19 protein-coding genes and 1 tRNA gene are annotated in these 24,558 nt (G+C 72.2%); 12 read left to right on the top strand and 8 right to left on the bottom strand.

What is annotated here, in order from left to right; all coding sequences use genetic code 11:
• Nucleotides 1-129: 129 nt before the first annotated feature.
• The 4 genes from E0504_RS05605 (at nt 130) to E0504_RS05590 (ending at nt 5,361) form a co-directional block, all read left to right on the top strand.
• The gene (locus E0504_RS05605) at nt 130-2,409 is read left to right on the top strand and encodes an ATP-dependent DNA helicase UvrD2 (protein WP_112108618.1); all 2,280 of its coding nucleotides are present in this window, start codon (nt 130-132) and stop codon (nt 2,407-2,409) included.
• A 197-nt stretch (nt 2,410-2,606) separates the two neighbouring features.
• Entirely contained in the window at nt 2,607-2,930 is a 324-nt protein-coding gene (locus E0504_RS05600; protein ID WP_131622267.1) for a hypothetical protein, read from the top strand.
• Nucleotides 2,931-3,050: 120 nt separating this feature from the next.
• Nucleotides 3,051-3,380 carry a WhiB family transcriptional regulator gene (locus E0504_RS05595; RefSeq protein ID WP_235014778.1) on the top strand — a complete coding sequence of 110 codons (330 nt, stop codon included), beginning with the start codon at nt 3,051-3,053 and terminating at the stop codon, nt 3,378-3,380.
• A 109-nt stretch (nt 3,381-3,489) separates the two neighbouring features.
• Nucleotides 3,490-5,361 (top strand): alkaline phosphatase family protein, encoded by a 1,872-nt coding sequence (locus E0504_RS05590; RefSeq protein ID WP_131622265.1) that lies wholly within the window; start codon nt 3,490-3,492, stop codon nt 5,359-5,361.
• Between the two features lie 111 nt (nt 5,362-5,472).
• Here the strand turns inward: E0504_RS05590 and E0504_RS05585 are convergent, their stop codons facing one another.
• The 3 genes from E0504_RS05585 to E0504_RS05575 all read right to left on the bottom strand — a co-directional run bounded on the left by E0504_RS05585 (nt 5,473) and on the right by E0504_RS05575 (nt 10,378).
• Entirely contained in the window at nt 5,473-7,173 is a 1,701-nt protein-coding gene (locus E0504_RS05585; protein ID WP_131622263.1) for an AarF/ABC1/UbiB kinase family protein, read from the bottom strand.
• 55 nt (nt 7,174-7,228) lie between these two features.
• Complete coding sequence (locus tag E0504_RS05580; protein WP_112108622.1) at nt 7,229-8,428, bottom strand: ThiF family adenylyltransferase; 1,200 nt, start codon at nt 8,426-8,428, stop codon at nt 7,229-7,231.
• A 591-nt stretch (nt 8,429-9,019) separates the two neighbouring features.
• Nucleotides 9,020-10,378 carry a zinc-dependent metalloprotease gene (locus E0504_RS05575; protein ID WP_112108623.1) on the bottom strand — a complete coding sequence of 453 codons (1,359 nt, stop codon included), beginning with the start codon at nt 10,376-10,378 and terminating at the stop codon, nt 9,020-9,022.
• Nucleotides 10,379-10,477: 99 nt separating this feature from the next.
• Between E0504_RS05575 and E0504_RS05570 the strand changes: the two genes are divergently transcribed.
• The 3 genes from E0504_RS05570 (at nt 10,478) to E0504_RS05560 (ending at nt 12,484) form a co-directional block, all read left to right on the top strand.
• A complete protein-coding gene (locus E0504_RS05570) occupies nt 10,478-10,948 on the top strand; it encodes a molybdenum cofactor biosynthesis protein MoaE (protein WP_112108624.1) in 471 nt (156 codons plus the stop codon).
• A 61-nt stretch (nt 10,949-11,009) separates the two neighbouring features.
• Complete coding sequence (locus E0504_RS05565) at nt 11,010-11,321, top strand: hypothetical protein (protein ID WP_131622261.1); 312 nt, start codon at nt 11,010-11,012, stop codon at nt 11,319-11,321.
• A gap of 116 nt (nt 11,322-11,437) precedes the next feature.
• The gene (locus E0504_RS05560) at nt 11,438-12,484 is read left to right on the top strand and encodes a PDZ domain-containing protein (RefSeq protein ID WP_112108626.1); all 1,047 of its coding nucleotides are present in this window, start codon (nt 11,438-11,440) and stop codon (nt 12,482-12,484) included.
• A gap of 152 nt (nt 12,485-12,636) precedes the next feature.
• On the opposite strand, the gene E0504_RS05555 is transcribed toward E0504_RS05560, so the two are convergent.
• The gene (locus E0504_RS05555; RefSeq protein WP_018502257.1) at nt 12,637-13,143 is read right to left on the bottom strand and encodes a PPA1309 family protein; all 507 of its coding nucleotides are present in this window, start codon (nt 13,141-13,143) and stop codon (nt 12,637-12,639) included.
• Nucleotides 13,144-13,236: 93 nt separating this feature from the next.
• Between E0504_RS05555 and E0504_RS05550 the strand changes: the two genes are divergently transcribed.
• Both E0504_RS05550 and E0504_RS05545 read left to right on the top strand, forming a co-directional pair.
• Entirely contained in the window at nt 13,237-16,326 is a 3,090-nt protein-coding gene (locus E0504_RS05550; RefSeq protein ID WP_112108627.1) for a UPF0182 family protein, read from the top strand.
• 113 nt (nt 16,327-16,439) lie between these two features.
• A tRNA-Met gene (locus E0504_RS05545) sits at nt 16,440-16,513 on the top strand.
• Between the two features lie 175 nt (nt 16,514-16,688).
• Here E0504_RS05545 and E0504_RS05540 read toward each other — a convergent pair.
• Nucleotides 16,689-18,608, bottom strand: a complete 1,920-nt coding sequence (locus tag E0504_RS05540) for an ABC transporter ATP-binding protein (RefSeq protein ID WP_112108628.1) — start codon at nt 18,606-18,608, stop codon at nt 16,689-16,691.
• A gap of 76 nt (nt 18,609-18,684) precedes the next feature.
• A complete protein-coding gene (locus E0504_RS05535) occupies nt 18,685-18,951 on the bottom strand; it encodes a hypothetical protein (protein WP_041253688.1) in 267 nt (88 codons plus the stop codon).
• 95 nt (nt 18,952-19,046) lie between these two features.
• On the opposite strand from E0504_RS05535, the gene tnpA reads away from it, so the two are divergent.
• Together tnpA and E0504_RS05525 are read left to right on the top strand one after the other, a co-directional pair.
• Nucleotides 19,047-19,469, top strand: coding sequence for an IS200/IS605 family transposase (tnpA, locus tag E0504_RS05530; protein ID WP_112108629.1), 423 nt, complete (start codon nt 19,047-19,049; stop codon nt 19,467-19,469).
• Nucleotides 19,466-20,665: an RNA-guided endonuclease TnpB family protein gene (locus tag E0504_RS05525; RefSeq protein WP_112108637.1), complete on the top strand. Its 1,200-nt coding sequence runs from the start codon at nt 19,466-19,468 to the stop codon at nt 20,663-20,665. Before tnpA ends, E0504_RS05525 begins: the two co-directional genes overlap by 4 nt.
• A 145-nt stretch (nt 20,666-20,810) precedes the next feature.
• On the opposite strand, the gene E0504_RS05520 is transcribed toward E0504_RS05525, so the two are convergent.
• The gene (locus E0504_RS05520) at nt 20,811-21,299 is read right to left on the bottom strand and encodes an Lrp/AsnC family transcriptional regulator (protein WP_071059368.1); all 489 of its coding nucleotides are present in this window, start codon (nt 21,297-21,299) and stop codon (nt 20,811-20,813) included.
• A 242-nt stretch (nt 21,300-21,541) separates the two neighbouring features.
• On the opposite strand from E0504_RS05520, the gene E0504_RS05515 reads away from it, so the two are divergent.
• Complete coding sequence (locus tag E0504_RS05515; RefSeq protein ID WP_112107931.1) at nt 21,542-22,909, top strand: aspartate aminotransferase family protein; 1,368 nt, start codon at nt 21,542-21,544, stop codon at nt 22,907-22,909.
• A gap of 72 nt (nt 22,910-22,981) precedes the next feature.
• Here E0504_RS05515 and E0504_RS05510 read toward each other — a convergent pair whose 3' ends face one another.
• A complete protein-coding gene (locus E0504_RS05510) occupies nt 22,982-24,301 on the bottom strand; it encodes an FAD-dependent oxidoreductase (RefSeq protein ID WP_235014393.1) in 1,320 nt (439 codons plus the stop codon).
• Nucleotides 24,302-24,558 lie beyond the last annotated feature (257 nt).

The following is a 24,558-nucleotide window of genomic DNA, read 5'->3' as shown; positions in this document are numbered from 1 at the left end:
CGACGATCCGTCAGATGACGGGTTGCGGTGAGCGACGTCCGGTGGGCGGCACTCTGCGTATGACGCACTGCATAACCAGGCCATGGTGACTTCGCTTCCCCGGGCCGCGCACGGTTACCGTGTCCGGTGATGTCCGGACCCAGCGCTTCCGAGGCCCGTCGCGCGGCGTCGCCGCCCGATCGTCGATCGTCACCCGATCCGGTCCCGGCCGGCGTGGAGCAGGGGCTCGACCCCGAGCAGCTCGCCGCCGTGCTCGCCCCCGTCGGGCCGGTCTGCATCCTCGCGGGCGCGGGCACCGGCAAGACCCGCACCATCACCCACCGGATAGCGCACATGGTCACGGAACGGGAGGTCGGGGCGGGGCAGATCCTCGCCGTCACCTTCACCAACCGGGCCGCCGGCGAGCTGCGCGGCCGGCTGCGGGTGATGGGTGTGGACGGCGTCCAGGCCCGCACCTTCCACGCGGCCGCGCTGCGTCAGCTCTCCTACTTCTGGCCCTCCGTCGCCGGGACGGCGCTGCCGAGGCTGGAGAAGAGCCGGATCCCGCTGATGGCGAAGGCCGCGAACCGTGCCCGGCTGCGCCCGGACCGCGCCGAGCTGCGCGACCTCACCTCCGAGGTGGAGTGGGCGAAGGCGACGATGGTGGCGCCCACCGACTACGTCCGCCTCGCCGCCGCCCACGGCCGGGAGACCTCCTTCGCGCCCGACGTCGTCGCCCGCCTCTACGAGGCCTACGAGGAGGTCAAGAGCGAGGCGGGGGTTCTCGACTTCGACGACCTGCTGCTGCTGACCGCCGCCGTGGTCGAGGAGCACGGCTGGGTCGCCACCGAGCTCCGCGCCCGCTACCGCCACTTCGTCGTCGACGAGTACCAGGACGTCAACCCGCTGCAGCAGCGCGTGCTCGACGCCTGGCTCGGTGACCGCGACAGCCTGTGCGTCGTCGGGGACGCGAACCAGACCATCTATTCGTTCACCGGCGCCTCCGCGCGGCACCTGGTGGAGTTCCCGCGTCGGTTCCCGGCCGCGACGGTCGTCCGCCTCGTCCGGGACTACCGCTCCACCCCTCAGGTGGTCGCGCTGGCGAACCAGCTGCTCGACGGCGCCGCCCGGCCCGCGCCGGATACGCGGGGAGCATCGGCCGTCCAGGCCGGCCCGGGTGTTCCGGGTGTTCCGGGTGGTGCGGAGGGTCGGTCCGCGGCGGGGCGGCTGGTCGCGATGCGCCCGTCCGGCCCGGAGCCCGTGTGGCTGGAGTCCGACAGCGAGCCCGAGGAGGCCGCCGCCGTGGCCCGGCGGATCCGCGGCCTGCTCGGCACGGGCGTCCCGGCCAGCGAGATCGCCGTGCTGTACCGGATCAACGCCCAGTCGGAGGCGTACGAGACGGCGCTGGGCCGGGCCGAGATCCCCTATCTCGTGCGCGGCGGTGAGAAGTTCTTCGAACGGCCCGAGGTGACCGGGGCGGTGCGGATGCTGCGCGCCGCGCTGCGCTCCGCCGAGACCGACCGCCCCGGCGGGCTCGCCGACGTGGTCGCGGACGTCCTCAGCGCGCTCGGATGGCGGCCGGGGGCGCCGCCGGCCGGGCCCGGAGCCGACCGTGAGCGCTGGGAGAACCTCGCCGCGTTGCACCGGCTCGCCGCCGACCTCGAGGCGCGCGAGCCCGAGGCCGACCTCGCCGCCTTCGCCGCCGACCTCGCCGAGCGCGCGGCACACCAGCACACCCCGACGGTGCAGGGCGTCACGCTCGCCTCGCTGCACGCGGCCAAGGGCCTCGAGTGGGACGCGGTGTTCCTGGTCGGCCTCGTCGACGGGACGCTGCCCATCGTGCACGCCCAGACCGACGAGCAACTGGCCGAGGAGCGCCGTCTCCTCTATGTCGGGGTCACCCGGGCGCGGGTCCACCTGACGCTGTCCTGGGCGCTGGCGCGGGCGGAGGGCGCGCGCCGCTCGCGGCGGCCGTCCCGGTTCCTGGACGAGCCGCGCCGCGCGGCGGCGGTTTTCCGGCGCGGCTCGTCCGCGGCCCGTCCGGGCTCGGCGCGTGCGGAGCCCGGCACCGGCGGCAACGGCCGCGCACGGAACCGGTCGAGCGTGCTCTGCCGGGTCTGCGGGCGCGCGCTGGCGGGCGCCGAGGCCCGCGTCGGCCGGTGCGAGGCCTGCCCGGGGGGGCCGGTGGACGGCGAGCTGTTCGAGCGGCTGCGCGCCTGGCGCGCCCGCCGGGCGAAGGAGCAGGGCGCGCCGGCCTTCGTGGTCCTCACCGACGCGACGCTGCGCCTGATCGCGGAGCGGCGCCCGTCCACGGTCGCCGAGCTGGTAGCGCTGCCCGGCATCGGCCAGAGCAAGCTCGACCGCTACGGCGAGGACGTCCTCGCGCTGGTCACGGGGCGTCCACCGGCTGGATCGCCGTCCACGGGCTGACGCCTGGTGCTCGGAATGTGACACGCCGGTGGTGGATGAGTCGCGCTGTGGCTGAGGGTGTCTGTGTGATCGCATGGAAAATAAGTTGTCAGCGTGGGCGATGGCTCCTACCGTGTTCCATGAACACCGGGGCGCGATCAACAGCGCTCGCGGGGTGGCAGCAGCACGCTCCTACGCAGGGTGAGGGAGGGATCTCGATGAGGCTCGTCATGTTGGCCTATACGCGTACGCGACCCTCTCTCGGCACCTCCTGCGATCAGCCCGGTCAGGCCCGCCTCGTCGGCCACGCCACCCGGCGGCCCGGCGCCTGGGCGTCCGGTGCGCACATCGGTGTCGATCAGGTTCTCCGCGCGCGCGTGACCGGCGCGCACCTGGCCGCTCCGCATGGCGCCACCCTGCCCGGCGGCCCGGCGCAAGGCACCGGCATCACCACCGGCAACACGACCGTCACGCGGGCAGCCGCGCGTTCGCTGCGCCCGTTCGCCCTGTGGGGCCCCGTCCCAGATCCGCTCCTGGCATAGCGCCGAAACGGAGCGAATCCGAGGCCGCGGACCCGACAGGGGTCCGCGGCCTTCGTGTTTTCCAGGGCCGGCGCCGACCCGCCACCGCACCGCGAGACCCGAGCTGACCGCTGTCGATGGATGCAAGACCGAGAAACCAAACCGAAGAAACCGCCAGTGTCGGAGGTGACCCCGGTGTTCGACCCCTCGATCGTTTCCCGGATCGAGCGGGAGCGTCTCGTCCTGCCCTGCTGGGACGTGGACCCCGAGCTTTTCTTCGCTGAGTCCCCGGCGGACGTCGAGTCCGCCAAGTCCGTGTGCGTGGACTGCCCGGTGCGGCTCGCCTGCCTGTCGGCCGCCATCGACAGGAACGAACCGTGGGGAGTCTGGGGAGGTGAACTCGTCGTGACGGGCCGTGTCGTGCCCCGCAAGCGCCCGCGTGGCCGCCCACGCAAGGAGGTGGCTGCCTGAGGCCTGGTCAGGCGGGGCTGGGGCGGGACGCCGACTCGTCGGCGTCCCGCCCCGTGGAGTTGGCATGTGCTTCTCCTGGTGGTGCGGTCGGCGCCGGTAGTGTGCGAGCGTGCCCAGCAGCGAGCGCGTGTATCCGGTCCGCAGCGGTGTCGCTCCCGACCGCGTTGCCACCGTCGCCGAGGCGCCGGCCGGCGCTCCCGTGCAGGCCGTCCCCGCCGGCGGGCCTCCCTCGGGCACCGTGACGACCACCGCGCCCGGAGTGGCCACCGCGGCCGTGACGACCACCGCGGCCGGGGATGCCATCGAGGCCGGGGTGGCCGGGTCGGTCAGGGCGGTCGCGGAGCCCGGGCTGGCACAGGCGGTGGCCGTGCTCACCCGGCCCGACCTCGCCCACGTCGTCGACCTGGTCGCGTGGGTCGAGGACGGCTGGTTGCACGTCGCGAACGCCGACGGTGCGTCGCGCCTGCCGGTCGACGATCCGGACGGGCCGTGGGAGATCCTGCGCGGCCGGGACCCGGTCGCCGACCAGGACCCCATGCACGGTGTTCCGCTGGTGGCCGCGCTCGCCGACCCGTCCCCGCCGGCCGCGCGCAACGCCTACCCCTTCGCGGGACGGCGCCTGCTGTCCATGTTCGCAGACCCGACGCGCTCGCCGGACATCGCCGTCGTCCACACCCCGCGGCACTACTGGCCCGAGCGGGGCGGGCATCTGGGAGAGCACGGCTCGCTGGACGCCGGGCAGTCCCGGGCGCCGCTCGTTCTGTCCGGGGCAGGTGTGACCGCCCGTGGCCTGCTGCCGCGGGTCGCCCGGGTGATCGACGTCGCTCCGACCCTGGCGGCGCTCGCCGGGGCGGCGATGCCCGAGGCGGAGGGAACCGCGCTCGACGATCTCGCCGGGCCGGGAGCTCGGCATGTGGTCGGGCTGCTGTGGGACGGGACGAACTGCAACGACCTGCTCGACCTCGCCGCCCGGGGAGAGCTCCCGAACGTCGCCCGCCTGCTGGCCCGTGGCGTCGCGCTGACCGGCGGCGCCCTGGCCGAGTTCCCGAGCGTGACCCTCACCAACCACACCTCGGCGATCACCGGCGTCGGCCCCGGCCGGCACGGCATTCTGCACAACGTCTACTTCGACCGCGCGACCGACCGCCAGGTGATCACCAACGAGGCCGCGACCTGGCACGTCGCCTGCGACCAGCTCCGGGACGGCGTGTCGACGGTGTTCGAGGCGGTGGCCCGCTCCCGCCCCGGGACCGAGACGGCCTGCGTGAACGAGCCGATCGACCGCGGGGCGAGCTACTCGACGTTCGGCCTGGTGCGAGCCCTCGGGGTCGGGCCGGGCGCCGGCGGTGCCGGTGCCGGTGCCGGTGCTGAGGCCGCTGGTGGCGGGATGGAGGACTACCTGCCGGCCGCCGAGGGCGACCCGCACGCGAGCGCCGAACGGGTCACCGCCGACCCGAACTACGCCTGGTCGACGAGGGTGGACGCGCTGGGGCTGACCCAGATCATCGACCTGTGGGCCGACGGCCGGGAACCACCCGTGCTGACCTGGTGGAACACCACCATCACCGACACCGGTCATCACGGCGGCGGGCCCTACTCACCCGAGGCCCGTGCCGCGCTGGCCGACGCCGACCGCCGGCTGGGGGTGTTCCTCGACCTGGTGGAGCGCCGTGGCCTCACCGACCAGACGGCCATCCTGCTCACCGCCGACCACGGATTCGAGGCGGCCGACCCCGACTGCCGCGGTGACTGGGACGTCGCCCTGCACCGCGCCGGGGTGGTCTTCCGGGACGAGGGCTACGGCTTCATCTACCTGGGCCTCGCCGGCGACGACGAAGCCCCGGCCGACTCCGCTGATCCGGGTAGCCCGGCCAACCTCGGAGACCGGGCCACGCCAGGTGGCCCGGCGGGCCAGGGTGGGCCGGGCGGCTCGGGGGCCCAGGCGACGGCCTCCCTGCCGCCGCAGCCGCCAGGCACCTGAGCTCCTGCCCGGACCGGGGCCCGCCAGCCCGGCCCGGGTTGGACCCCGGGCTCGGCCTGGGCTCTCCTGCTTTAGGACAGTCAGGGCAATAGTGCATGTCGGCGGGATGGGTCAGCCGGGTTCGGGCTGGGTCCCTGGTTCGGGCTGGGCCTCCTTCTCGAACTTGCGTCGGTTTCCTGGAGCTGGTCGGGCCTGCCGCGACGGTCGGCTGGTCTCCGGTGGACCAGCCTGCTCCGGCGTGCTGGCCTTCGCCGGGCTGACCTGTTCCACCGGCCCGCCCTGCTCCAGCGGACCGGCTTGTTCCACCGGGCTGGCCTGCTCCGGCGGGCGGACGCGGCTGCGTGCGCGGCCCGAGCGCCCCGAGCGCTGCGCGGGGGCGGTGGCGAGGACCACCGGTCCGGGGAGCGGACGGATGACGCCGGTGCCGTCCTCGATGTCGAGTCTGGGAAGGCGGCGGTTCGGCCGGTTCGCGGCTGCCGCGTGGCGTGCGGCGGCGCTGCGCGGCGGGGCGAACCCGGGCTGCCAGCGCTCCATCTCGGCCCGGAACGGGCCGGAGCTGCCGAGCTGGCAGAGGATCCCGATCGCGCCGAGCGTCACCCGGTGGATCAGCAGGTAGGACGGTGGCAGGTTGAGCTGGCGGCCGAGCTGCGCCGCGGCGGAGCGCCAGTCACCGAGGCGGAGCGCCTCCCCGCGCAGCCAGTCGCGGGAGAAGGCGAACTCCTCGTCGGTGATCGGCGCGAGCATCGGTGCCAGGTAGTCGAGCAGGTCCTCCGCGGGGATGGTGGCGCCCTCCGGGATGAACCCCTCCGCCCGCAGCCCTTCGGCGACGGCCTCGGCGTCACCGGCGAGGGTCAGCCGGGCGAGCCGGCCGATCGGCTCGGGCAGCCCGCCGGGCAGACGGTTCACCGCCCCGAAGTCGAGAACACCGAGCCGGCCGTCCGCGAGGAGCCGGAAGTTGCCCGGGTGCGGGTCGGCGTGGAGCAGCCCGGCCCGGCCGGGGCAGGAGTAGAGGAAGCGGACCAGGAGCAGACCGGCGCGGTCCCGCTCCTCCCGCATCCCCCGGTCGATGATGGTCGACAGCGGCACCCCGTCGATCCACTCGCTGACCAGGACCCGGTCCGCCCCGGCGATCGGCCGGGGGACGACGATGTCCGGGTCGTCGGCGTAGGCCTGCGCGAACGCCCGCTGCCAGGCGGCCTCGAGCCGGTAGTCGAGCTCCTCGGTGATGCGTGCCTTGAGCTCGGCGACCAGCGGCTTGATGTCGAGACCGGGCGTCAGCGCGCCGAACAGCCGCGCGGCGCGGCCCAGCTGGTTCAGATCAGCCAGCAGGGCCGCGCCCGCCCCCGGGTACTGGATCTTCACCGCGACGGGCCGGCCGTCCGCCCACACGGCGCGGTGCACCTGGCCGATGCTCGCGGCGGCGGCGGGTGTGTCGTCGAAGCTGGCGAACAGGGCCCGCCATTCGGGGCCGAGCTCCTCGGCGAGGACCTTGTGCACCGTGGCGGCGGGCAGCGGTGGCGCCGCCTCCTGCAGTTTCGTCAGCGCGGCGCGGTAGGGGCCGGCGACCTCGTCGGGCAGCGCGGCCTCGAAGACGGACAGCGCCTGCCCGAGCTTCATGGCCCCGCCCTTGAGCTCGCCGAGCACCCGGAAGATCTGCGCCGCGGTGCGCTGCTGCAGCTCGGTCGCGACGGCCTCGGCGGGTCTGCCGCCGAGGCGCTTTCCGACGCCGAGTGTCGCCCGGCCGGCGATGCCGATCGGGAGGGTCGCGAGCTTGGCGGTGCGGACGACCGCTCGCCGTGGGATGTCGGACACAGCTCCATCGTGCCTTCTCAAGCCGGATGCCGCGCCGCCCGCGCCGTACCCGTGTTCAGACTGCGTGGCTGGGGGCGATGGCGTCCGCGGGGGCGGACGGGGCGGCCACCGGTGGTGACAGGTCGGACTGATCCCCAAGGACCGGCCCGTCCGCCGCGGCGCGCGCGGTGCGGCAGGGGCACTCCGGGTGCACCGGCCAGGTGCGGCGTCGGATCCGTAGCTCGGATCTGCTGACCTCGAGGGTGCCGCCGGCGGTGGCCGGCAGGCCTGCCGCCGATCCGCGGCCAGCCGATGGCCTGGTCTCGAGGTAGTCGAGCGCCTGCATGGCCGCCATCGAGGCGACGAGCGTGGCCAGCGAGATCTCGCAGGGGTCGGGGCCGCGCTCCGACGGTCGGACCATCTGCAGCGCCAGGATCGGCCAGTCGGGGTCCCGGGCGTCGCGGTACAGGTGCTGGCAGTGCAGGCAGGAACTGACCCCCGGCACTACGAGCGGCCCGACTATGCCCGTGGTCTCGCGGATGCCGGCGAGCAGGTGCGGTACCCCGGACCGCTCCAACCCCAGGCATTCGTCCGGGTGGACCAGCGGGATCCCCACCGGGGCCAGCAGGACAAGATCGGGGCGAAAGGGCTCGATCTCGGGGGACCTGGGTGACCTCGCGGGCCTGCTGGACCGCGGTGGCCGAGGCGCCCCGCCGCCGACCCGCCCCATCGCGGAGTGGGCGGCGAGGGCCCGGGGCCGCCCGATGTCGTCGAACCGCAACCCCCCGGGAGCGACGTCAGCCGCGGAGGTGGAGCCGGGGTCGTCGACGATGACCTGCCCGACGCCGGCCGCGGTGAGCAGCGCCGCTATCTGGGCGCCGATCCGCCCGGCGCCGCGGACGGCGACCCGGGCCAGACGACGGGCGGCGAGGACCGAGCTGGGCGGACGCACTCCGAAGGTCGCGAGCGACATGGCGGCGACATCCGGGGCGAGGCGGCCGTGGTCGGCGTCGTCCTGGGGCGCCGGCTCGGTGTCGGCACTGTCGTCGAGCAGCCCGGCCTGGGCCAGCATCTCGATCATCACCTGGGTGGCGGGATCGTCGGCCTGGCCGCCGGGGTCGAGGTGAGGGCCCGGCTGGTCCAGCGCGTCGAGTGCCGAGACGTCCGCCGGACTCAGGTCGGTGATGATCACGGCACGAAGCGGATCGACACCGATCTGCAGGGTGGTGCTGTCCCGCCAGAGGCGGCGAAGGCCGGGTTTGAGGACCGGGCGCACGGGACCCCCTTCGCGTCAGCCGGCACCGAGTGGGCCGGCGGCGATGACAACAGGTCCACGATGACATGAGATCGAAATGCCGCAGTGCGGATGATCGCGCCCTGTGGACAGCCCGTTCCCGAACGGTCCTGACCTGTGGGCGGGCCTTGTCGCTGTGGATTGCACCACCGGCTATTCGGGGCAAAAGGTGCAAAAATATGGCCCACCTGCGGTAGGTTGAGGCTGGCGGCCCGCCGCGCGAGCCATGGCGTGCGTCACGGCGGCGGCGCGGAGCAGTCGCGGGAGTGATGGCCGCAACGGATGGCGGGCACCGACGATCGCGGGCGCCAACGATCACAGGGGTGCAGCGCAACGGCGGCAGCCGCCACGGGCGGGCACAGTACGCCGGGTGCGAGGCACGCAACGCCGGGCGCGGGTCGGCGGGTGAGGAAGACGAACCCCCGGGTGGAACGTGGAGCCTCCGGCTTCCCCTTCCGGAGGCGCCTCGCATACCCGGGGGCCGCGAGGTCAAGCTACGACTGATTCGCCTTGCCGGTCAATTCGTGTGGTCCTCAGACCCGTGCATGTCACGCTGGGTCGGGAGCGCCGAGGTCAGGAAGGCGAGTCACCCGAGGCCGGCGGAGTGTCTTCTCCGGGCGCCGTGTCGTCGAGTTTCTCGATTTCCGCCATGATGTCGACGTCGGAGCCCGCCCCGGCGCCGGAGACGAACGCGGACGGGTCCGCGAGGTCCTCCCCGCCGGGCAACAGGTCCGGATGCGCCCATACCGCGTCCCGCCCGTCGTGCCCGCGGGCCTCGCGCAACGCCTCCCACAGCGCGGCGGCCTCGCGCAGCCGGCGCGGGCGCAGCGACAGGCCGACGAGGGTCGAGAAGATCTGCTCTCCCGGGCCGCCCTCGGCGCGGCGCCGACGGACCATCTCGCGCAGCTTCGCCGCGGACGGCAGGTGCTGGGACGCGGCGGTGTCCGCGACGTGGTCCACCCAGCCCTCGATCAGCGCCAGGATCAGCTCCAGGCGGGCCAGTGCCGCCTTCTGCTCGGGGGTGTCCGCGTCGGCGAAGACATCTTCCCCGAGTGCCTCGGTGAGCCGCTCGGGGTTCATCAGCGCGGTGGGGTCGATCATCCGCATCACGCGGCCGACCGCCTCCGGGTCGACGGCGATGCCACGCGCGTACTCCTCGACCGCGCCCAGCACGTGCGCCCGCAGCCAGGGGACGTGCGCGTACAGCCGGTTCGACGCCGCCTCGCGCAGCGCCAGGTAGATGCGGACCTCTTCGTCCTCGACGCCCAGACCCTGCCCGAAGGCGGCCACGTTCGCCGGGAGCAGGGCGGCCGTGCCCGCGGGGCCCAGCGGCAGCCCGACCTCCGTCGAGCTGACCACCTCGGCCGCCAGGCTGCCGATGGCCTGGCCGACCTGCGCGCCGAAGAGCATGCCGCCGACCTGGTTCATCATCTGCACGACTGGCCCGCCGGCGCCCATCAGCCGGCCGAGGTCGACGCCGGGCGGCAGCGCGCCCGCGAGCTCGGGCGGCAGGTCGCCGCCGCCGAGCTGGCTCAGGCCGGACGAGATCCCGGTGCGCATGGCCTCGACGACCTTGCCCGCCACCGGGTCGCACAGCGTCCGCCAGACGGGCAGCGTGGCCTCGATCCACTGCTCGCGGGACCATGCCGAGGCGGTGGTCGCGCCGGCCGGCAGCGCGGTCATCGGGTCGAGCCACACGTCGGCGATGCGCAGCGCCTTCTCGACCTCACCGGTCTCGGTGGCCCGCACCGCGCGGTCGTCGCTGCCCAGAGTCCGCACCGCCACCTGGCGGGCGAGCTCCCAGTTGACCGGACCGCCCTGCCAGGAGAGCAGCCGTTCGAGCTCGGCGAAGAACGGGGCCCCGCCAGCGGGGCGCTCCGGGTCGCCACCCGGAGTGGGGCCGAAGCCGAAGGGGAAGCCGCCGCCGCTCATGGGTGGGGCCTGTGGGCGTGCCGTAGGGACATGAACCCACGGTAGTGCGTTTTCCGGCCGACCGGTGAAACGGAGTCGGCCGGGCGTTACCGTCGGGGGGTGGATGTGACCTGCTCGGATCCGGTGCCCGTTGTCGACGGTGTGGCCAGGGGTGTCGTCGTTCTTGCGGAGATGCGTGAATTGCCGCTCTCTGTCGACGAATGCCTGGCTGCCGTGCGGTTGCCGGAGGTTGGTGGAATCGGTCTCTTCATCGGCACCGTCCGCGATCATGATCATGGCAGGTCGGTGGTGGACCTCGAGTACAGCGCGCATCCCCGAGCCGCCGGCGAGCTGGCCCGGGTGGCCGGCGATGTGGCCGCTGAGCTGGGCGTTCACGCCATAGCAGTGCTTCACCGGACGGGTCGGCTGGCGATCGGGGACATCGCGGTCGTCGTGGCCGCTGGCGCCGTGCACCGCGCGGAGGCGCTGGAGGCCTGCCGGCGCCTCATCGACGACGTGAAGGAGCAGGTGCCCATCTGGAAGCGCCAGGCATTCGCCGATGGCGCGACAGAATGGGTAGGCGCCTGCTGAGCGGGGCACCTAGGATAGATATTGGTCATCTTCCTTCCCCCGTCTCGACGTCGAGGCCGCCATGTGGTTCCTGCTGATCCCACCTGTCGCGGTGCTCCTGGCTCTTGCCTGGTTCACCCTGCGCAGCCGACCCGACCGCACCTCCGAAGCCATGATCACCGTCGAGGGTTACCGCCGGAGCATGGCTGCCCTCGCCCGCCCCATCCCGTCCGCGCGTGAGGCCACTACTGCCAAGGTGTCACTCTCGGTGACCATGATGCCCGTCTCCGTCCCGTCGGCACGGCCCGCTGGCAGCGAGCCCGACCCGGCGGACGGCGAGCAGGGCCGCGATTCCCGCGATTCCCGCGACCTGGCCCGTCCGGCCGACGCCTGACCGGTCCCTCCCGGCCGAGTGGTGCCCTGGTGCCGCCCGGCCGGGGCGGCCGGCAGGTGGGCCGGTCGGCGGGCGGTCATCCGAACTGCCGGCGGCGATCTACGTAGACTGCGGGAATGGGCCGCCGCGCGCAGACACTCTTCGTTGCGTCGGTGCTGACGCTGATCCTCGCCGTCGCGGGCCTGTGGCTGCCGGTGCCTTTTGTGACCTTTGCGCCCGGTCCGGTTACCGACACTCTCGGTAAGGTCGACGGGGCGCCGCTGATCGAGATCGACGGCCGCAGGACCTACCCGACGGCCGGCAGCCTCGAGCTGACCACCGTCGAGGAGACGCCCCGGCTGAACCTGCTCGGCGCCCTGCAGGACTGGTTCGCCTCCGACCGGGCCGTTGTGCCCAGCGAGCTGGTCCGTCCGCCGGGCTCCAGCCAGGAGCAGATCCGGCAGGAGAACACCCAGGCGATGATCGACTCCCAGGACCAGGCGACCGCGGCCGCGTTGAGCGAGCTCGGCATCGCCCCGACCGGGGCAGAGGTCGTCGTCCACGAGGTGCTGTCCGACTCGCCGGCCCAGGGCCTGCTGCGTGCCGGTGACGTCATCACCTCCGTCGGCGGCGTCGCCATCACCGGTCAGGACGGCCTGCGGGAGCAGATCGGCCGGGTGAAGCCCGGTGAGGTGGTCGAGGTCGCCTACCGGCGGGACGGCACCGCCGGCACCGGGCGGATCACCACCAAACCGGCGACGGACGATCCGACGCGGCCGATGATCGGGGTGACGACGACGGAGAAACGGTCGTACCCGTTTACCGTCCGTATTCGGATCTCCGACATCGGCGGGCCCAGCGCCGGCCTGATGTTCGCGCTGGGCATCGTCGACCTGCTCACCCCCGGCGAGCTGACCGGCGGGAAGACGGTCGCCGGCACCGGAACCATCGACGCCGCCGGAGAGGTCGGCCCCATCGGGGGCATCCAGCAGAAGATCCTCGGCGCGCAGCGGGCCGGCGCCTCGGTCTTCCTGGTCCCGAAGGGCAACTGCGCGGACGCCGTCCGGATGAACACCGACCTGCGGCTTGTCCAGGTGACGAACCTGTCGGGAGCCCTGGACGCGCTCAACACCCTGCGGGCCAAGCCCGACGCCACCAACGTGCCCACCTGCTCTGCGGCGTAGCACGAACGCCGGCTCGGTAGGCGCTGGCAACGCAGCGGAGCAGGGACAGCTGCCAGGGACGGCAGCATGTGGGGACGGCCGTGTAGCGGGAGCGGCGAGGGGGCGGGCGGCCCCGAGGCCACCCGCCCCCTCCGGGTTTCCTGGGTGCGGCTCTACCGGAACGTCTCGAGCAGGCCGTCGACGAGGTTGTCGGCGAGGTCGGGGTCGATGACCAGCTCGTCGTCGCCGCGCACCCGCAGGCACGAGGCATGCATGCCGGCGCGGGTCACCCCGACCGCGAGCCGGACGTCCTGGCGCTCCGGGTGGTTGGCGGCCCAGTGCTCGATGTCGCGCTCGTCGTAGGGCACCTCGGCCTCGGCACTGGGCGGCAGCACGACGAGCTCGGTGACCAGGACGCAGCCGAGAACCTCGGGCGGCCAGCCGATGCCGGACAGGACTTCGTCGAGCCGCCCGGCCGGGAGCGGTTCCTGTTCCACCGGCGTTAGGGATCCTGGCGGGGCGTCGCCGATGTGGGGGGCGAGGCCCGGTTCGCGCATCAGCAGCTCGGATGTGTCCGCGAGGGCGTAGACCTGGCTGGGCTGGTCCCAGCCCAGCTCGGCGACGTGGCGTTCGACCTCCAGGACGACGGAGGTCAACTCGGTGATGCTCGGACTGGTCACCGACCCATCCTCTCGGATCTAGCCACACTCGGCTGGCGTAGGTTGCCCTGAAGGCGGGCACTCGACCCGCGCCCGGAACGGACGGAGGAGCTTGTGGCAGGAACCAGTCGCAGACCGCTGCTGACACGCACACGCCTGCTTGTGCCGGTGCTGGTCATTCTGGTCCTGCTCGTGGTGTTTCTCGGCGTCTTCACTCGCCTCTACACAGATCTTCTGTTCTACCGCTCGGTGGACTTCAGCAACGTCTTCGGCACCGTCGTATTCACACGAATACTTCTGTTCGTGCTCTTCGGTGCGGTCATGGCAATTGCGGTGGGAACGAACATAGTACTCGCCTACAAGCTGCGGCCGCCCATCCGGCCTCTCTCGACCGAGCAGCAGAACCTTGAGCGGTACCGCGTTGCGATCGAACCGTACATGCTGCTCGTCCTGCTGGCGGTCTCGACCCTGTTCGGGCTGATCGCGGGGCTGTCGGCGTCCGGGCGCTGGCGGACCTGGCTGCTGTGGATCAACAGCGAGCCGTTCGGTCAGACCGACGCCCAGTTCGGCCGGGACATCAGCTACTACACCTTCAGCTATCCGTTCCAGCGCTTCCTGCTTGCCTTCCTGCTCACCGCGGTCATGCTCTCGCTGCTGGTCGCGGTGCTCACCCACTACCTGTTCGGCGGAATCCGGCTGCAGTCCGCCGGCGAGCGGGTGGCCCCGGCGGCGAAGGCGCACATCTCCGTGCTGCTCGGGCTGGTCGCGCTACTCAAGGCGTGGGCCTACTACCTGGACCGCTTCGGCCTGGTGTTCTCGGCCCGGGGCGTGTCGACCGGAGCGTCCTACACCGACGTCCACGCGGTGCTGCCGGCGAAGCTCATCCTGCTGTTCATCTCGCTGGCCTGCGCCGTGCTGTTCATCTACAACATCTTCCAGCGGGGCTGGACGCTGCCGTTGCTCGGTGCCGGCATCCTCGTGCTGTCCTCGGTGGTCATCGGCGGGATCTACCCGGCGATCGTCCAGCAGTTCCAGGTCCGGCCGAACGAGGCGTCGCGCGAGGAGCCCTACATCGCGCGCAACATAGCCGCGACCAGGTCCGCGTACGACATCCAGGACGTCAGACCGGTCCCGTATCCGGCGACCACGGGCGCGACGGCGCAGCAGATAGCCGACGACAAGGGCACCGTCCCGAACATCCGCCTGCTCGACCCGAGCAAGCTGTCCACCACGTTCCAGCAGCTCCAGCAGATCCGCGGTTACTACGGGTTCCCACAGACCCTCGACGTCGACCGCTACACCACGACCGCGGACGGGAAGACCACGACCCGGGACTATGTGGTGTCCGTCCGTGAGCTCAACCAGGACGGCCTCGGCGAGGACCAGCGGAACTGGATCAACCAGCACCTGACCTACACCCACGGGCGGGGCTTCGTCGCGGCGCCGTCCAACACCGCCGATGAGGGCCGCCCCGCGTTCACCGAGCGCAATCTGCCGGAGACCGGCGACTTCGGCGTCACCGAGAGCCGGATCTACTTCGGTGAGATGTCCCCGCAGTACTCGATCGTCGGCACCCGCCAGGCGGAGATCGACGGCCCGGGGCCGAACGACACCCAGCTCACGACCAGCTACACCGGCGACGGCGGCGTCTCCGTCGGCTCGACCTTCCGGCAGGCGCTGTTCGCGCTGCGCTTCGGGGAGCCGAACATCCTGCTCTCCGGCGACATCACCGGCCAGTCGCGCATCCTCTACGAGCGCAACCCCCGGGACCGGGTCAGCAAGGTGGCCCCCTGGCTCACCCTGGACGGCGACCCCTACCCGGCGGTGGTCGACGGGCGGGTCACCTGGATCCTCGACGGCTACACCACCTCGGACGGCTACCCCTACTCGGCCCGGCGGACCTTCGGTGACGTCACCGCCGACGCCGTGACCACCCAGAGCCGCAACCGCACCCAGCAGCCGGAGAACCAGGTCAACTACATCCGGAACTCGGTGAAGGCGACCGTCGACGCCTACAACGGCACGGTGACGCTCTACGCCTGGGACGAGCAGGACCCGGTGCTGCGGACCTGGATGAAGGCCTTCCCCGACACGGTGCGTCCCAAGGCCGACATCCCGCCGGCGCTGATGGAGCACTTCCGCTACCCGGAGGACATGTTCAAGGTCCAGCGGGACCTCCTCGGGCAGTACCACGTCTCCAACCCGCGGGACTTCTACTCCCAGGAGGACTTCTGGACGGTCTCCGAGTCCCCGGACGACACCCGCGAGCCGCAGCCGCCGTTCTACGTCTACAGCCAGCTCCCCGGGCGCAAGGAACCGTCCTACAACCTGACCTCGCCGCTGATCTCGGCACGGTCGTCCAAGCTCGCGGCCTACATGGCCGTCTCGATGGATCCGGACAACTACGGCCAGTTCACCCTGCTGCAGCTGCCGCCGGGCGACACGATCAACGGTCCTGTCCAGGTGCAGGCCGCCATCGAGTCGAACGGCGACGTCGTCCGGCAGCTCAACCTCTGGCGCGGTGCGGGCTCACAGACGATCGAGGGCAACCTGTTGACGCTGCCCGTGGCCGGCGGGCTGCTCTACGTGGAGCCGTACTACGTCCAGGCCCGCGGGGCGACGGGGTATCCGACCCTGCAGGGGGTGGCGGCGGCCTTCGGTGAACGGATCGGGTTCGGCTCCTCGCTCGCGGAGGCGTTGGACGCCGTCTTCGGGGCCGGGGCCGGTGCGTCCGCGGCCGGGGCGGGCACCTCGGCCGCGCCCTCCACGGGCACCGAACCGGGGACGCCGTCTCCGACGCCGTCGAGCCCCACGCCGTCGGCACCGCCGGCCGGGGATCTGGCGGGCGCCGTCGCCGAAGCCGAACGCGCCTACCAGGCGGGCCAGGACGCTCTCGGCAAGAACCCGCCGGACTTCGCCGCCTACGGCAAGGCCCAGACGGACCTCCAGGCGGCGTTGGACAGGCTGCGCCAGCTGTCACCGACGACCCCGGCGCCGACGACGGCACCGCCGGCGACGGCACCGACGACACCGCCGGCGACGACGGCCACCGCGGCGCCCGCCTCGACGACCCGCGCGGCGCCAGCCGCCGCGCCCGCCGCCATGGACGGGGCGGGGGACCCGGGCCCACCGGTGCGGCCGGCCGTCGCAGAGAACCCACCGGCGGTCCGCCCGGCCGTCGCGCGGACCGCGCATCCCGGCTGAGCCAGACCGGGCGCCCGGGGTCTCCCGGGCGCCCGGCGAGCGGACGGAAAATTCCTTCCCCGCTCGTTTGACATCCGGGCTCCGCGTCCCTGTATAGTAAAGACACACACCGACGCGGGGTGGAGCAGCTCGGTAGCTCGCTGGGCTCATAACCCAGAGGTCGCAGGTTCAAATCCTGCCCCCGCTACAAAGAAGAAATTCCCCCGAGAGAGTCACTCTCTCGGGGGAATTTCTTTATGCGGGTATTTCCGATGCGGAACCGACCCGGCCGGTCGGCCATCGACCACTGGGCGGCGTTTGGGTGGGATTCTCCCGGCCGTCGGCTTTGGCCGCCGCCGGTCCTGGTCAGTTGACTGCGACGGTCAGTCGACCGCGACGAACCCGCCGCTCTGGCGGCGCCACAGCCGGTCATACCGCCCGCCCAGCTCGAGCAGGGCCTCATGCGTGCCCTGCTCGGCGATCCGCCCGCCGTCCAGGACGACGATCCGGTCCATGGTCAGCAGGGTCGACAGCCGGTGCGCGATGGCGATCACCGTCCGGGTGGCCCACAGATCCTCCAGGGCGTCCTGAACGAGCCGTTCGCTCTCACTGTCGAGCGCGCTGGTCGCCTCGTCCAGGATGAGGATGGGCGCGTCACCGAGGAACGCGCGCGCCAGCGCGATCCGCTGACGCTGCCCGGTCGAGAGCCGGATGCCCCGCTCGCCGACCAGGGTGTCGTACCCCTGACCGGTGCGGCTGACGAACTCGTGGGCGTGGGCGCGGCGCGCGGCCGTGATGACCTGCTCGTCGGTCACCCCGGCGGCGCTGCCGTAGACGATGTTGTCCCGGATCGAGCGGTGGAACAGGGTGACGTCCTGCGGGACGTAGGAGATCAGGCCGGCCAGCTGGCGGTCGTCGATCGGGGTGCCGTCGAGGGTCAGAGTCCCGGCGGGCAGCGGGTAGTAGCCGAGCAGGAGCTTCAGCAGGGTCGACTTCCCGCTGCCGCTCTGGCCGACGATCCCGACCTTCTCGTTCCGGGCGATCTCCAGGGTGATGCCGTCGAGCACCGGGCGCCCGGGTTCGTCCGGGTAGGCGAAGCGCAGATCGTGGATGCCGAGCGACCGGGTGTAGCCGACCGGCCCGGGAAGCTGGGTCGCCCTGTGGAGCTGCGATGCTCCGTGGACGTCGGGTCGTTCGAGGGCGGCAGGCCGTCCGTGTGCGGTGGGCTGTTGGTGCCGGTCCTCCCGGACGATGTCGCGGCCGCCGAACAGGTAGTGGTAGGCCTCCTCGACCCGGGCGAATCGCAGATTCAGCTGTGAGACCAGCCAGACCGTGTTCCAGATGTAGTCAGAGAAGACCGCGAGGGCGGCCAGGAAGGTGGTCAGCTGCGCCAGGGTGAGATCGCCGGCCAGGAAGAGGTGCAGGTTCAGCAGGATCGTCCCGGGTCCGACGAGGTAGCGCACGACCAGGCTCATCGACGCGAAGTACACGATGTTCCACCGGTAGGACCCCGTCGCCGCCCGCAGGACGCCCCGGCGCTCGGCGCGCACCCGCGCGGATTCGGCGCCTTCGCGGCCGAAGGACTTCACCGCGACGAAGTTCGCGATCACATCGATGATCCGGCCGTCCAGGTCGGAGGCGGTGTCGGCGGTGTTGCGCTCCTCGGCGGCGACCCGCGAGATCGTCAGCCGCCCCAGCGCGAGCATCATCAGCAGCGACACGGTGAACGCGCAGCCGGTCGGGACGTTCACGGTGAACATGATCACCGCGAGCGCCGGCACCCTGACCAGCTGTTCGCAGAACTCCCAGTACACCGCGCTGAGGAACTCGCGGTACTCCCGGCCGAGCGTGCCGACGTAGCTGCTGATCTTTCCGGTGAAGGCGCCGACGAAGTACGGGTAGGGCTGCGTGATCACCTTGTCGAAGACGAGGTTCTCGTAGTCGTAGCCGCGGGCGAGGATCAGCCGCACCCACAGCAGCTCACCGCTGCGCCAGGACAGGTCGTGGCCGATCCCGCAGCAGATCAGCAGCGCGGCGGCCTGGTAGGCGGCACCGGTGTCGACCGGTACGGCGGCGAGTGCGGCCACGAACCGGCCCACGAAGATCGGTACGACGGCGAGCAGCACGTTCGCGAGGACGAACACGCACAGCACCGCCGCCGCCCGCCACCGGAAGGTCATCAGGTGCGCGAGGTAGGAGCGCAGGCCGGCGTGCGGGCTGCGGCCCGCCGCCGAGCCTGGCGCGGCGACCGGGCTCGCCGCGGGGCGGGACGTGTCGGCCGTGCGGGAGGACGTGATCGTCACCCCGGAAGCGTGACAAGGACTTCCGATTCTCGCACCTGAATTATCACCGAAGCGGTGGTCGGAGGAGCGGCGTGGCTCAGCCGGTCGGGCGCTCCGGAGTGCGCCAGGGGCTGGCCGGCCGGAGCTGGTCGGCTGCCCGCAGCAGCGCCCGGGCCAGCGAGCGGGCCTCGTCGGGGTCGAGGTACGCCGCGGCCAGGCTGTCCAGCATGGGGGCGTCGACCCGCAGCAGGACGACCGGCGCGGCGCCGGTGCTCGCGGGGGGCTCCGGCCGGACGGTGATCTCCGCCTGCCCGATCTTCGTGATCAGGATGCCGTCCCGCGGGTCATGGTGGACGAGCGCCATCAGCGATCCCTGAGGGGGCTGACGCCTTCAGGCGTCAGGGGTATCGGGTACGGGACGCGACCGTGATGGATGGGTCGCGCTTGTATGATCGTTTTGTGGGTCGGCAGGTGGCGGTGGGCGCGGGTGGCGTCTGCGACCTGGGGTATCACGTCGTGTGGTGCCCGAAGTACCGGCGTCCTGTGCTGACCGGGCCTGTTCGTGACCGCTGTGACGTGCTGGTTCGTGAGAAGCGCGCCGAACACGGCTGGATCGTTGGAGCGCTGGACGTCATGCCCGACCATGTGCGTCTGTTCGTTCAAGCCCACCCGAAGCACTCCCCGTCGTATGTCGCCAACCAGCTCAAGGGCTTCTCCTCGCATGTGCTGCGTGAGGAGTTCCCGCACGTGCGTTCCCGGCTTCCCACCCTGTGGTCAGGGCCGTATGTCGTGGCCACCGTCGGTGTGGTGTCCGCGGACAGGATCCGCCGGTACATCGACACCCAGTACGAGCGGCCGTGGCGCAGGGAGCGTGCGCGGTGAGACGGACCTTCAGGTTTCAGCTCCGCCCGACCGTCCGGCAGGCGGTTGCGCTGACCGCGATGGTCGAGGACCACCGGGCGCTGTACAACGCCGCCTTGCAGGAACGCCGTGACGCCTACCGTCATCCGAGCGCGACGACGGTGCGTTACGGCGACCAGTCCGCCCAGCTCACGGAGATCCGCGCGGCCGATCCGGATCATGCCCGCTGGTCGTTCTCCTCGCAGCAGGCCACCCTGCGCCGGCTTGACAAGGCGTTCGCCGCGTTTTTCCGCAGGGTCAGGGCTGGGGAGAAGCCGGGCTACCCGCGGTTCAAGGGAGCCCACTGGTTTGACACGGTCGAGTGGCCGAAGGGCGGGGACGGCTGCCGCTGGGACTCCCAGCCCGGTCACCCGACCCAGACCCGAGTGAGGCTTCAGGGCGTTGGCCACGTCAAGGTCAACCAGCACCGGCCCGTGCAGGGCACCGTCAAGACCATCGGTGTCAAGCGTGAGGGGGGCCGCTGGTACGTGGTCCTGTCCTGCGATGACGTGCCCGCCCGGCCGCTTGCGCCGACCGGGGTGGTGACCGGGGTGGACATGGGGGTGGCGTCGTTGGCCACCACGTCTGAGGGCCGCCATGTCGGTAACCCTCGCTACCTGGCGGCGGCGGCCGGGCGGCTGGCCCGTGCGCAGCGGGAGCTGGCGAGGAGGAAACGCGGAGCTGCCCGGCGCCGCAAGGCCGTCGCGAAAGTCGCGGCGCTGCACGGGACGGTGCGCCGCCAGCGCCTCGACCTCGCCCACAAGACTGCCCTGGATCTGGTCCGCGACCACGACCTGATCGCGGTGGAGGCGCTCAGGGTCGCGAACATGACCCGTCGGGTGGCTGCGAGACCCGACCCGGAGCGGCCCGGGACGTTCCTGCCCAACGGACAGGCGGCGAAAGCCGGGCTGAACAAGAGCATTCTCGATGCGGGATGGGGGGTGTTCCTCGCCGTACTGCGCGCCAAGGCTGAAAGCGCCGGACGGACAGTCGTCGAGGTGCCACCCGCCAACACGTCCCGCACCTGCGCGGTCTGCGGGCACTGTCACGCCGACAACCGCAGAGCACAAGCCGTGTTCACCTGCGGTGGCTGTGGGCACACCGCGCACGCCGACGTGAACGCCGCCGTCAACATCCTCAGGGTCGGGCTGGCCCTTCAAGCGGCGCAAGCCGCCTGAGAAGCCGGCGACTTCAGCCGTCGGAGTAGTCACGGTCTCCTCATCGATCGAGCCGGAATCAACCAGTCTTAGCGAAAGGTTGGACTCCTGTTGGCTCTTCATGGTTGCCCGGTGGCAAGGGTTGTCGTGGCGCCGACGTTTTCGGTCATCGAGCGCCCCAGGTGTAGGTCTGTTTGACCAGTCGCAGGTAGACGAAGGTCTCCGTCTCCCTGACCTGCGGAAGCGCACGGATGTGGTCGTTGATGAGGGACAGCAGGTGTTCGTCGTCCTCGGCCACGAGCTCGATCAGGATGTCGAACGTGCCCGCGGTGAGGACGACGTAGTCGACCTCCGGGAGCTGGGCTAGGGCCTCGGCCACCTGGCGGGTGTCCCCGGAGACCCGCACGCCGACCATCGCCTCGCGGCGGAAGCCGACGCGCAGCGGGTCCGTCACCGCGACGATCTGCATGATCCCGGCGTCGAGCAGGCGCTGCACGCGCTGGCGGACCGCCGCCTCCGACAGGCCGACGGCCGTGGCCATCGCCGCGTAGGACCGGCGGCCGTCCTGCTGGAGCTGCTCGATGATCGCCTTGTTGATGTCGTCCAGCAGCGGTTCCGGAGTCTGGCGCTGACCGGGCGACCTGCGTGACTGCACGCGACATCCTCCTGGATGTTTCGTCCGATGGACGCCGATCATGGGGCAAGTACTCGCTGCGCGTCATCGTATGGGCGCGGGGGCGTTGGCCTGGATATGGCATTTCTACCTCTCCGTCTCCACGGATTCCATCGCAAACAGCGCCCCGGGGCTACGCTTTCGATAGTCGAGAGCAAAGGAAGGGTGCGGTGACGGTGTCCAACGCGACGACCACGACTCCTCGTCCCGGTGACCCGCCGCGGATCGGGCACGCCGGGCGGGTGACCGACCTCCTCGAGCGGGAGGAGCGCGCGCTGCAGGCCCGCACTCCGGCGTCCGAGGCCATGCACACCCGTGCCCTGCGGACGATGACCGGCGGGGTCCCGTCCTCCTACCAGCTGCGCGACCCCTGGCCGATCTACCTCACGCACGGCCGCGGCTCGCTGGTCTGGGACGTCGACGGCAACGAGTACTCCGACTTCCACAACGGGTACGGCTCGATGGTTCAGGGCCACGCCCACCCCGCGATCGTGCGCGCGGTGACCGAGCGGATGGCGCTCGGCTCGCACTTCGCCATGCCCACCGAGGATTCGGTGCTGGTCAGCGAGGAGCTGGCCCGCCGCTTCGGGCTGCCGCAGTGGCGCTACGTCAACTCCGGCTCCGAGGCGACCATGGACGCCATCCGCATCGCCCGCGGGGTGACCGGCCGGGACACCATCGTCAAGATCTTCGGCTCGTACCACGGCCATCACGACTACGTGATGGTCTCGATCGGCACCCCCTACGGGGACATCGGGCCGGCGGACCACATGAACTCCCTGGCCTACGGCGCGGGAATCCCGCAGGCGGTGGTCGACCTGACGGTGCCCGTGCCGTTCAACGACGCGGCGGCGATGGAACGGCGGATCGCCGCGCTCGAGGCCGAGGGGCGCAAGCCCGCCTGCGTGATCATGGAGGCGGCGATGATGAACCTCGGCGTCGTCCTGCCCGAGCCGGGCTACCTGGAGGCCGTCCGGGAGATCACACGCAGGCACGGCATCGTGCTCATCTTCGACGAGGTCAAGACCGGGCTGTGCGTCGCGGCCGGCGGCGCCGTCGAGCGGTTCGGGGTGCTGCCCGACATGGTCACCCTCGCCAAGGCGCTCGGCGGCGGACTGCCGGCCGGCGCGATCGGCGCCACCGCGGAGCTGATGGCCGCGGTCGCCGAGGACAGGGTGAAACAGGTGGGGACCTTCAACGGCAACCCGCTGGTCATGGCGGCGGCGCGGGCCAGCCTGACCGAGGTCCTGACCCCGGACGCCTACGCCCACCTCGACCGCCTCAACGACCGCCTGGTGGACGGCTGCACCGCGATCCTGGCCCGCCACGGCATCGCCGGCTACGCAGTCGGGATCAGCTCGAAGGGATGCGTCCACTTCACCGACGCCCCGATCCGGGACTACACGTCCTTCATGGCCCACCAGAACGCGGTCCTGCCGGAGCTGGGCTGGCTCTACAACGCCAACCGGCAGGTGCTGATGGCCCCCGGCCGGGAGGAGGAGTGGACGCTGTCCGTCCAGCACACCGACGCCGACGTCGACCGCTACCTGGCGAGCCTCGACGCGATGGCCGCGGACCTCGCCCGCGGCTGACGGGTCCTGTGCCCGCCGGCCGTGAGCGCCCGCCGGCCGTCGCGGCCGCTGACTGTCAGCGGTCTCTGGCCGTCAGCGGCCGCCGGTGAGGGCGGACAGGGCCGAGCCGAGGCGGGACGGCCGTCCGGTGCGGTTCTCGCGGGCGTCGGCGGCGGACGCCAGCAGCGCGCCGCCGTTCACGCCCAGCCACCGCAGCGGCTCGGGCTCCCAACGCCGCCGGGAGTGGCCGACCCAGGGCAGGCCGGTGCGCTCCGAGGTGCGCCCGGTGATCAGCTCGGCGAGCGTCCGGCCGGCGAGGGCGCTCGCCGCGACCCCGTCGCCCACGTACCCGCCCGCGTGGGCCAGCCCGGTCTCCCGGTCCAGGTGGACGGCGGGTGTCCAGTCGCGGGGAACTCCCAGTGGCCCGCCCCAGCGGTGGGTGATCCGGGCCGACGCGGCGGCCGGGAACAGCGCGCCGAGAGTGCGCCGCAGATGGTCGAAGACGGCCGGCACGACGTCGAAGGACGGCCGGACCCGCGAGCCGAAGTGGTAGGGCGCCCCGCGGCCGCCGAGCACGATCCGCCCGTCCGCCGTGCGCTGCGCGTAGATGATCATATGGCGGCCGTCGCCGACGGTGACCCGGCGCTCCCAGCCGATCTCGTCCCAGACCGCCGGCGGCAGCGGCTCGGTGGCGATCAGCAGCGAGTAGACGGGCACGAGCTCGCGGCGCAGACCGGGCAGCGCCGCGGTGTAGGCCTCCGTCGCGCGCACGATCGCGTCCGCCCGTACGACCCCGCCCTCCAGTACGACCCGGCCCGGGACGATCCGGCGCGCGCGGCTGCGCTCGAACAACGTGACCCCGCGGCGCTCGACCGCGTCGGCGAGCCCGCGCGCGAGCCGGCCGGGATGGAGCGCGGCGCAGTCCGGGTCCAGGACGCCGCCCTCGGCCCCCGCGACCCGCACGATGCCCGCCACCGCGGCGGCGTCCAGCCAGGCGGAGCCGGCCTCGCGGCGCAGCCGGGCAGCCTGTGCCGGTGTGGTCGCCACGCTCAGGTAGCCGGCCTTGACGAAGTCGCAGTCGATGCCCTCCTCACGGGCGACCGCGCCGACCTCGTCGACGGTCGCCGCCAGGGCGGGCCGCATCTGCCCGGCGAGGGCAGTGTTGGGGAACAGCGCCGAGCACCAGCCCCCGTTGCGCCCGGAGGCGCCGAACCCGGCCGTCTCCTTCTCCACCACGATCACCCGTAGCGCGGGATGGGTGCGGGCCAGGTAGTAGGCCGTCCACAGGCCCGTGTAGCCGGCTCCGACGACGCAGACGTCGGCGGTGAGCGCGCCGCGGGCCCGCGGCCGGGGGCGGCGCGCCGCGCCGTCCAGGGTGTCCGTCCACAGCGACCAGCCCGTCGGGCTGACCATCGCCCGGCGCGCCGGCGCCTTGCTGACGGCCGTCGGTGTGACCGCTTCGTCGGCCTCTGCTCCGGTGTCGGTGTCGCGCACGGTGCCCGTCGCCTCCCGCTCCGCCGGAACAGATCGTTCCGTCGTGATGACTGTGCCACCGGAACCGGGACCGGTCGGGCCCGGTGTACCAGGGTCGCACCCGGCCCCTCCCGGGCCCGCACGGCGGGCTACAGACATCGCTGAAACGGTCCTTTCTCGAAGTTTTCGGTTGCATA

It is taken from the genome of Parafrankia sp. BMG5.11 (assembly GCF_004337455.1).
The sequence above is the reverse complement of the archived record's forward strand: the minus strand, read 5'-3'. Positions and strand labels throughout refer to the sequence as shown.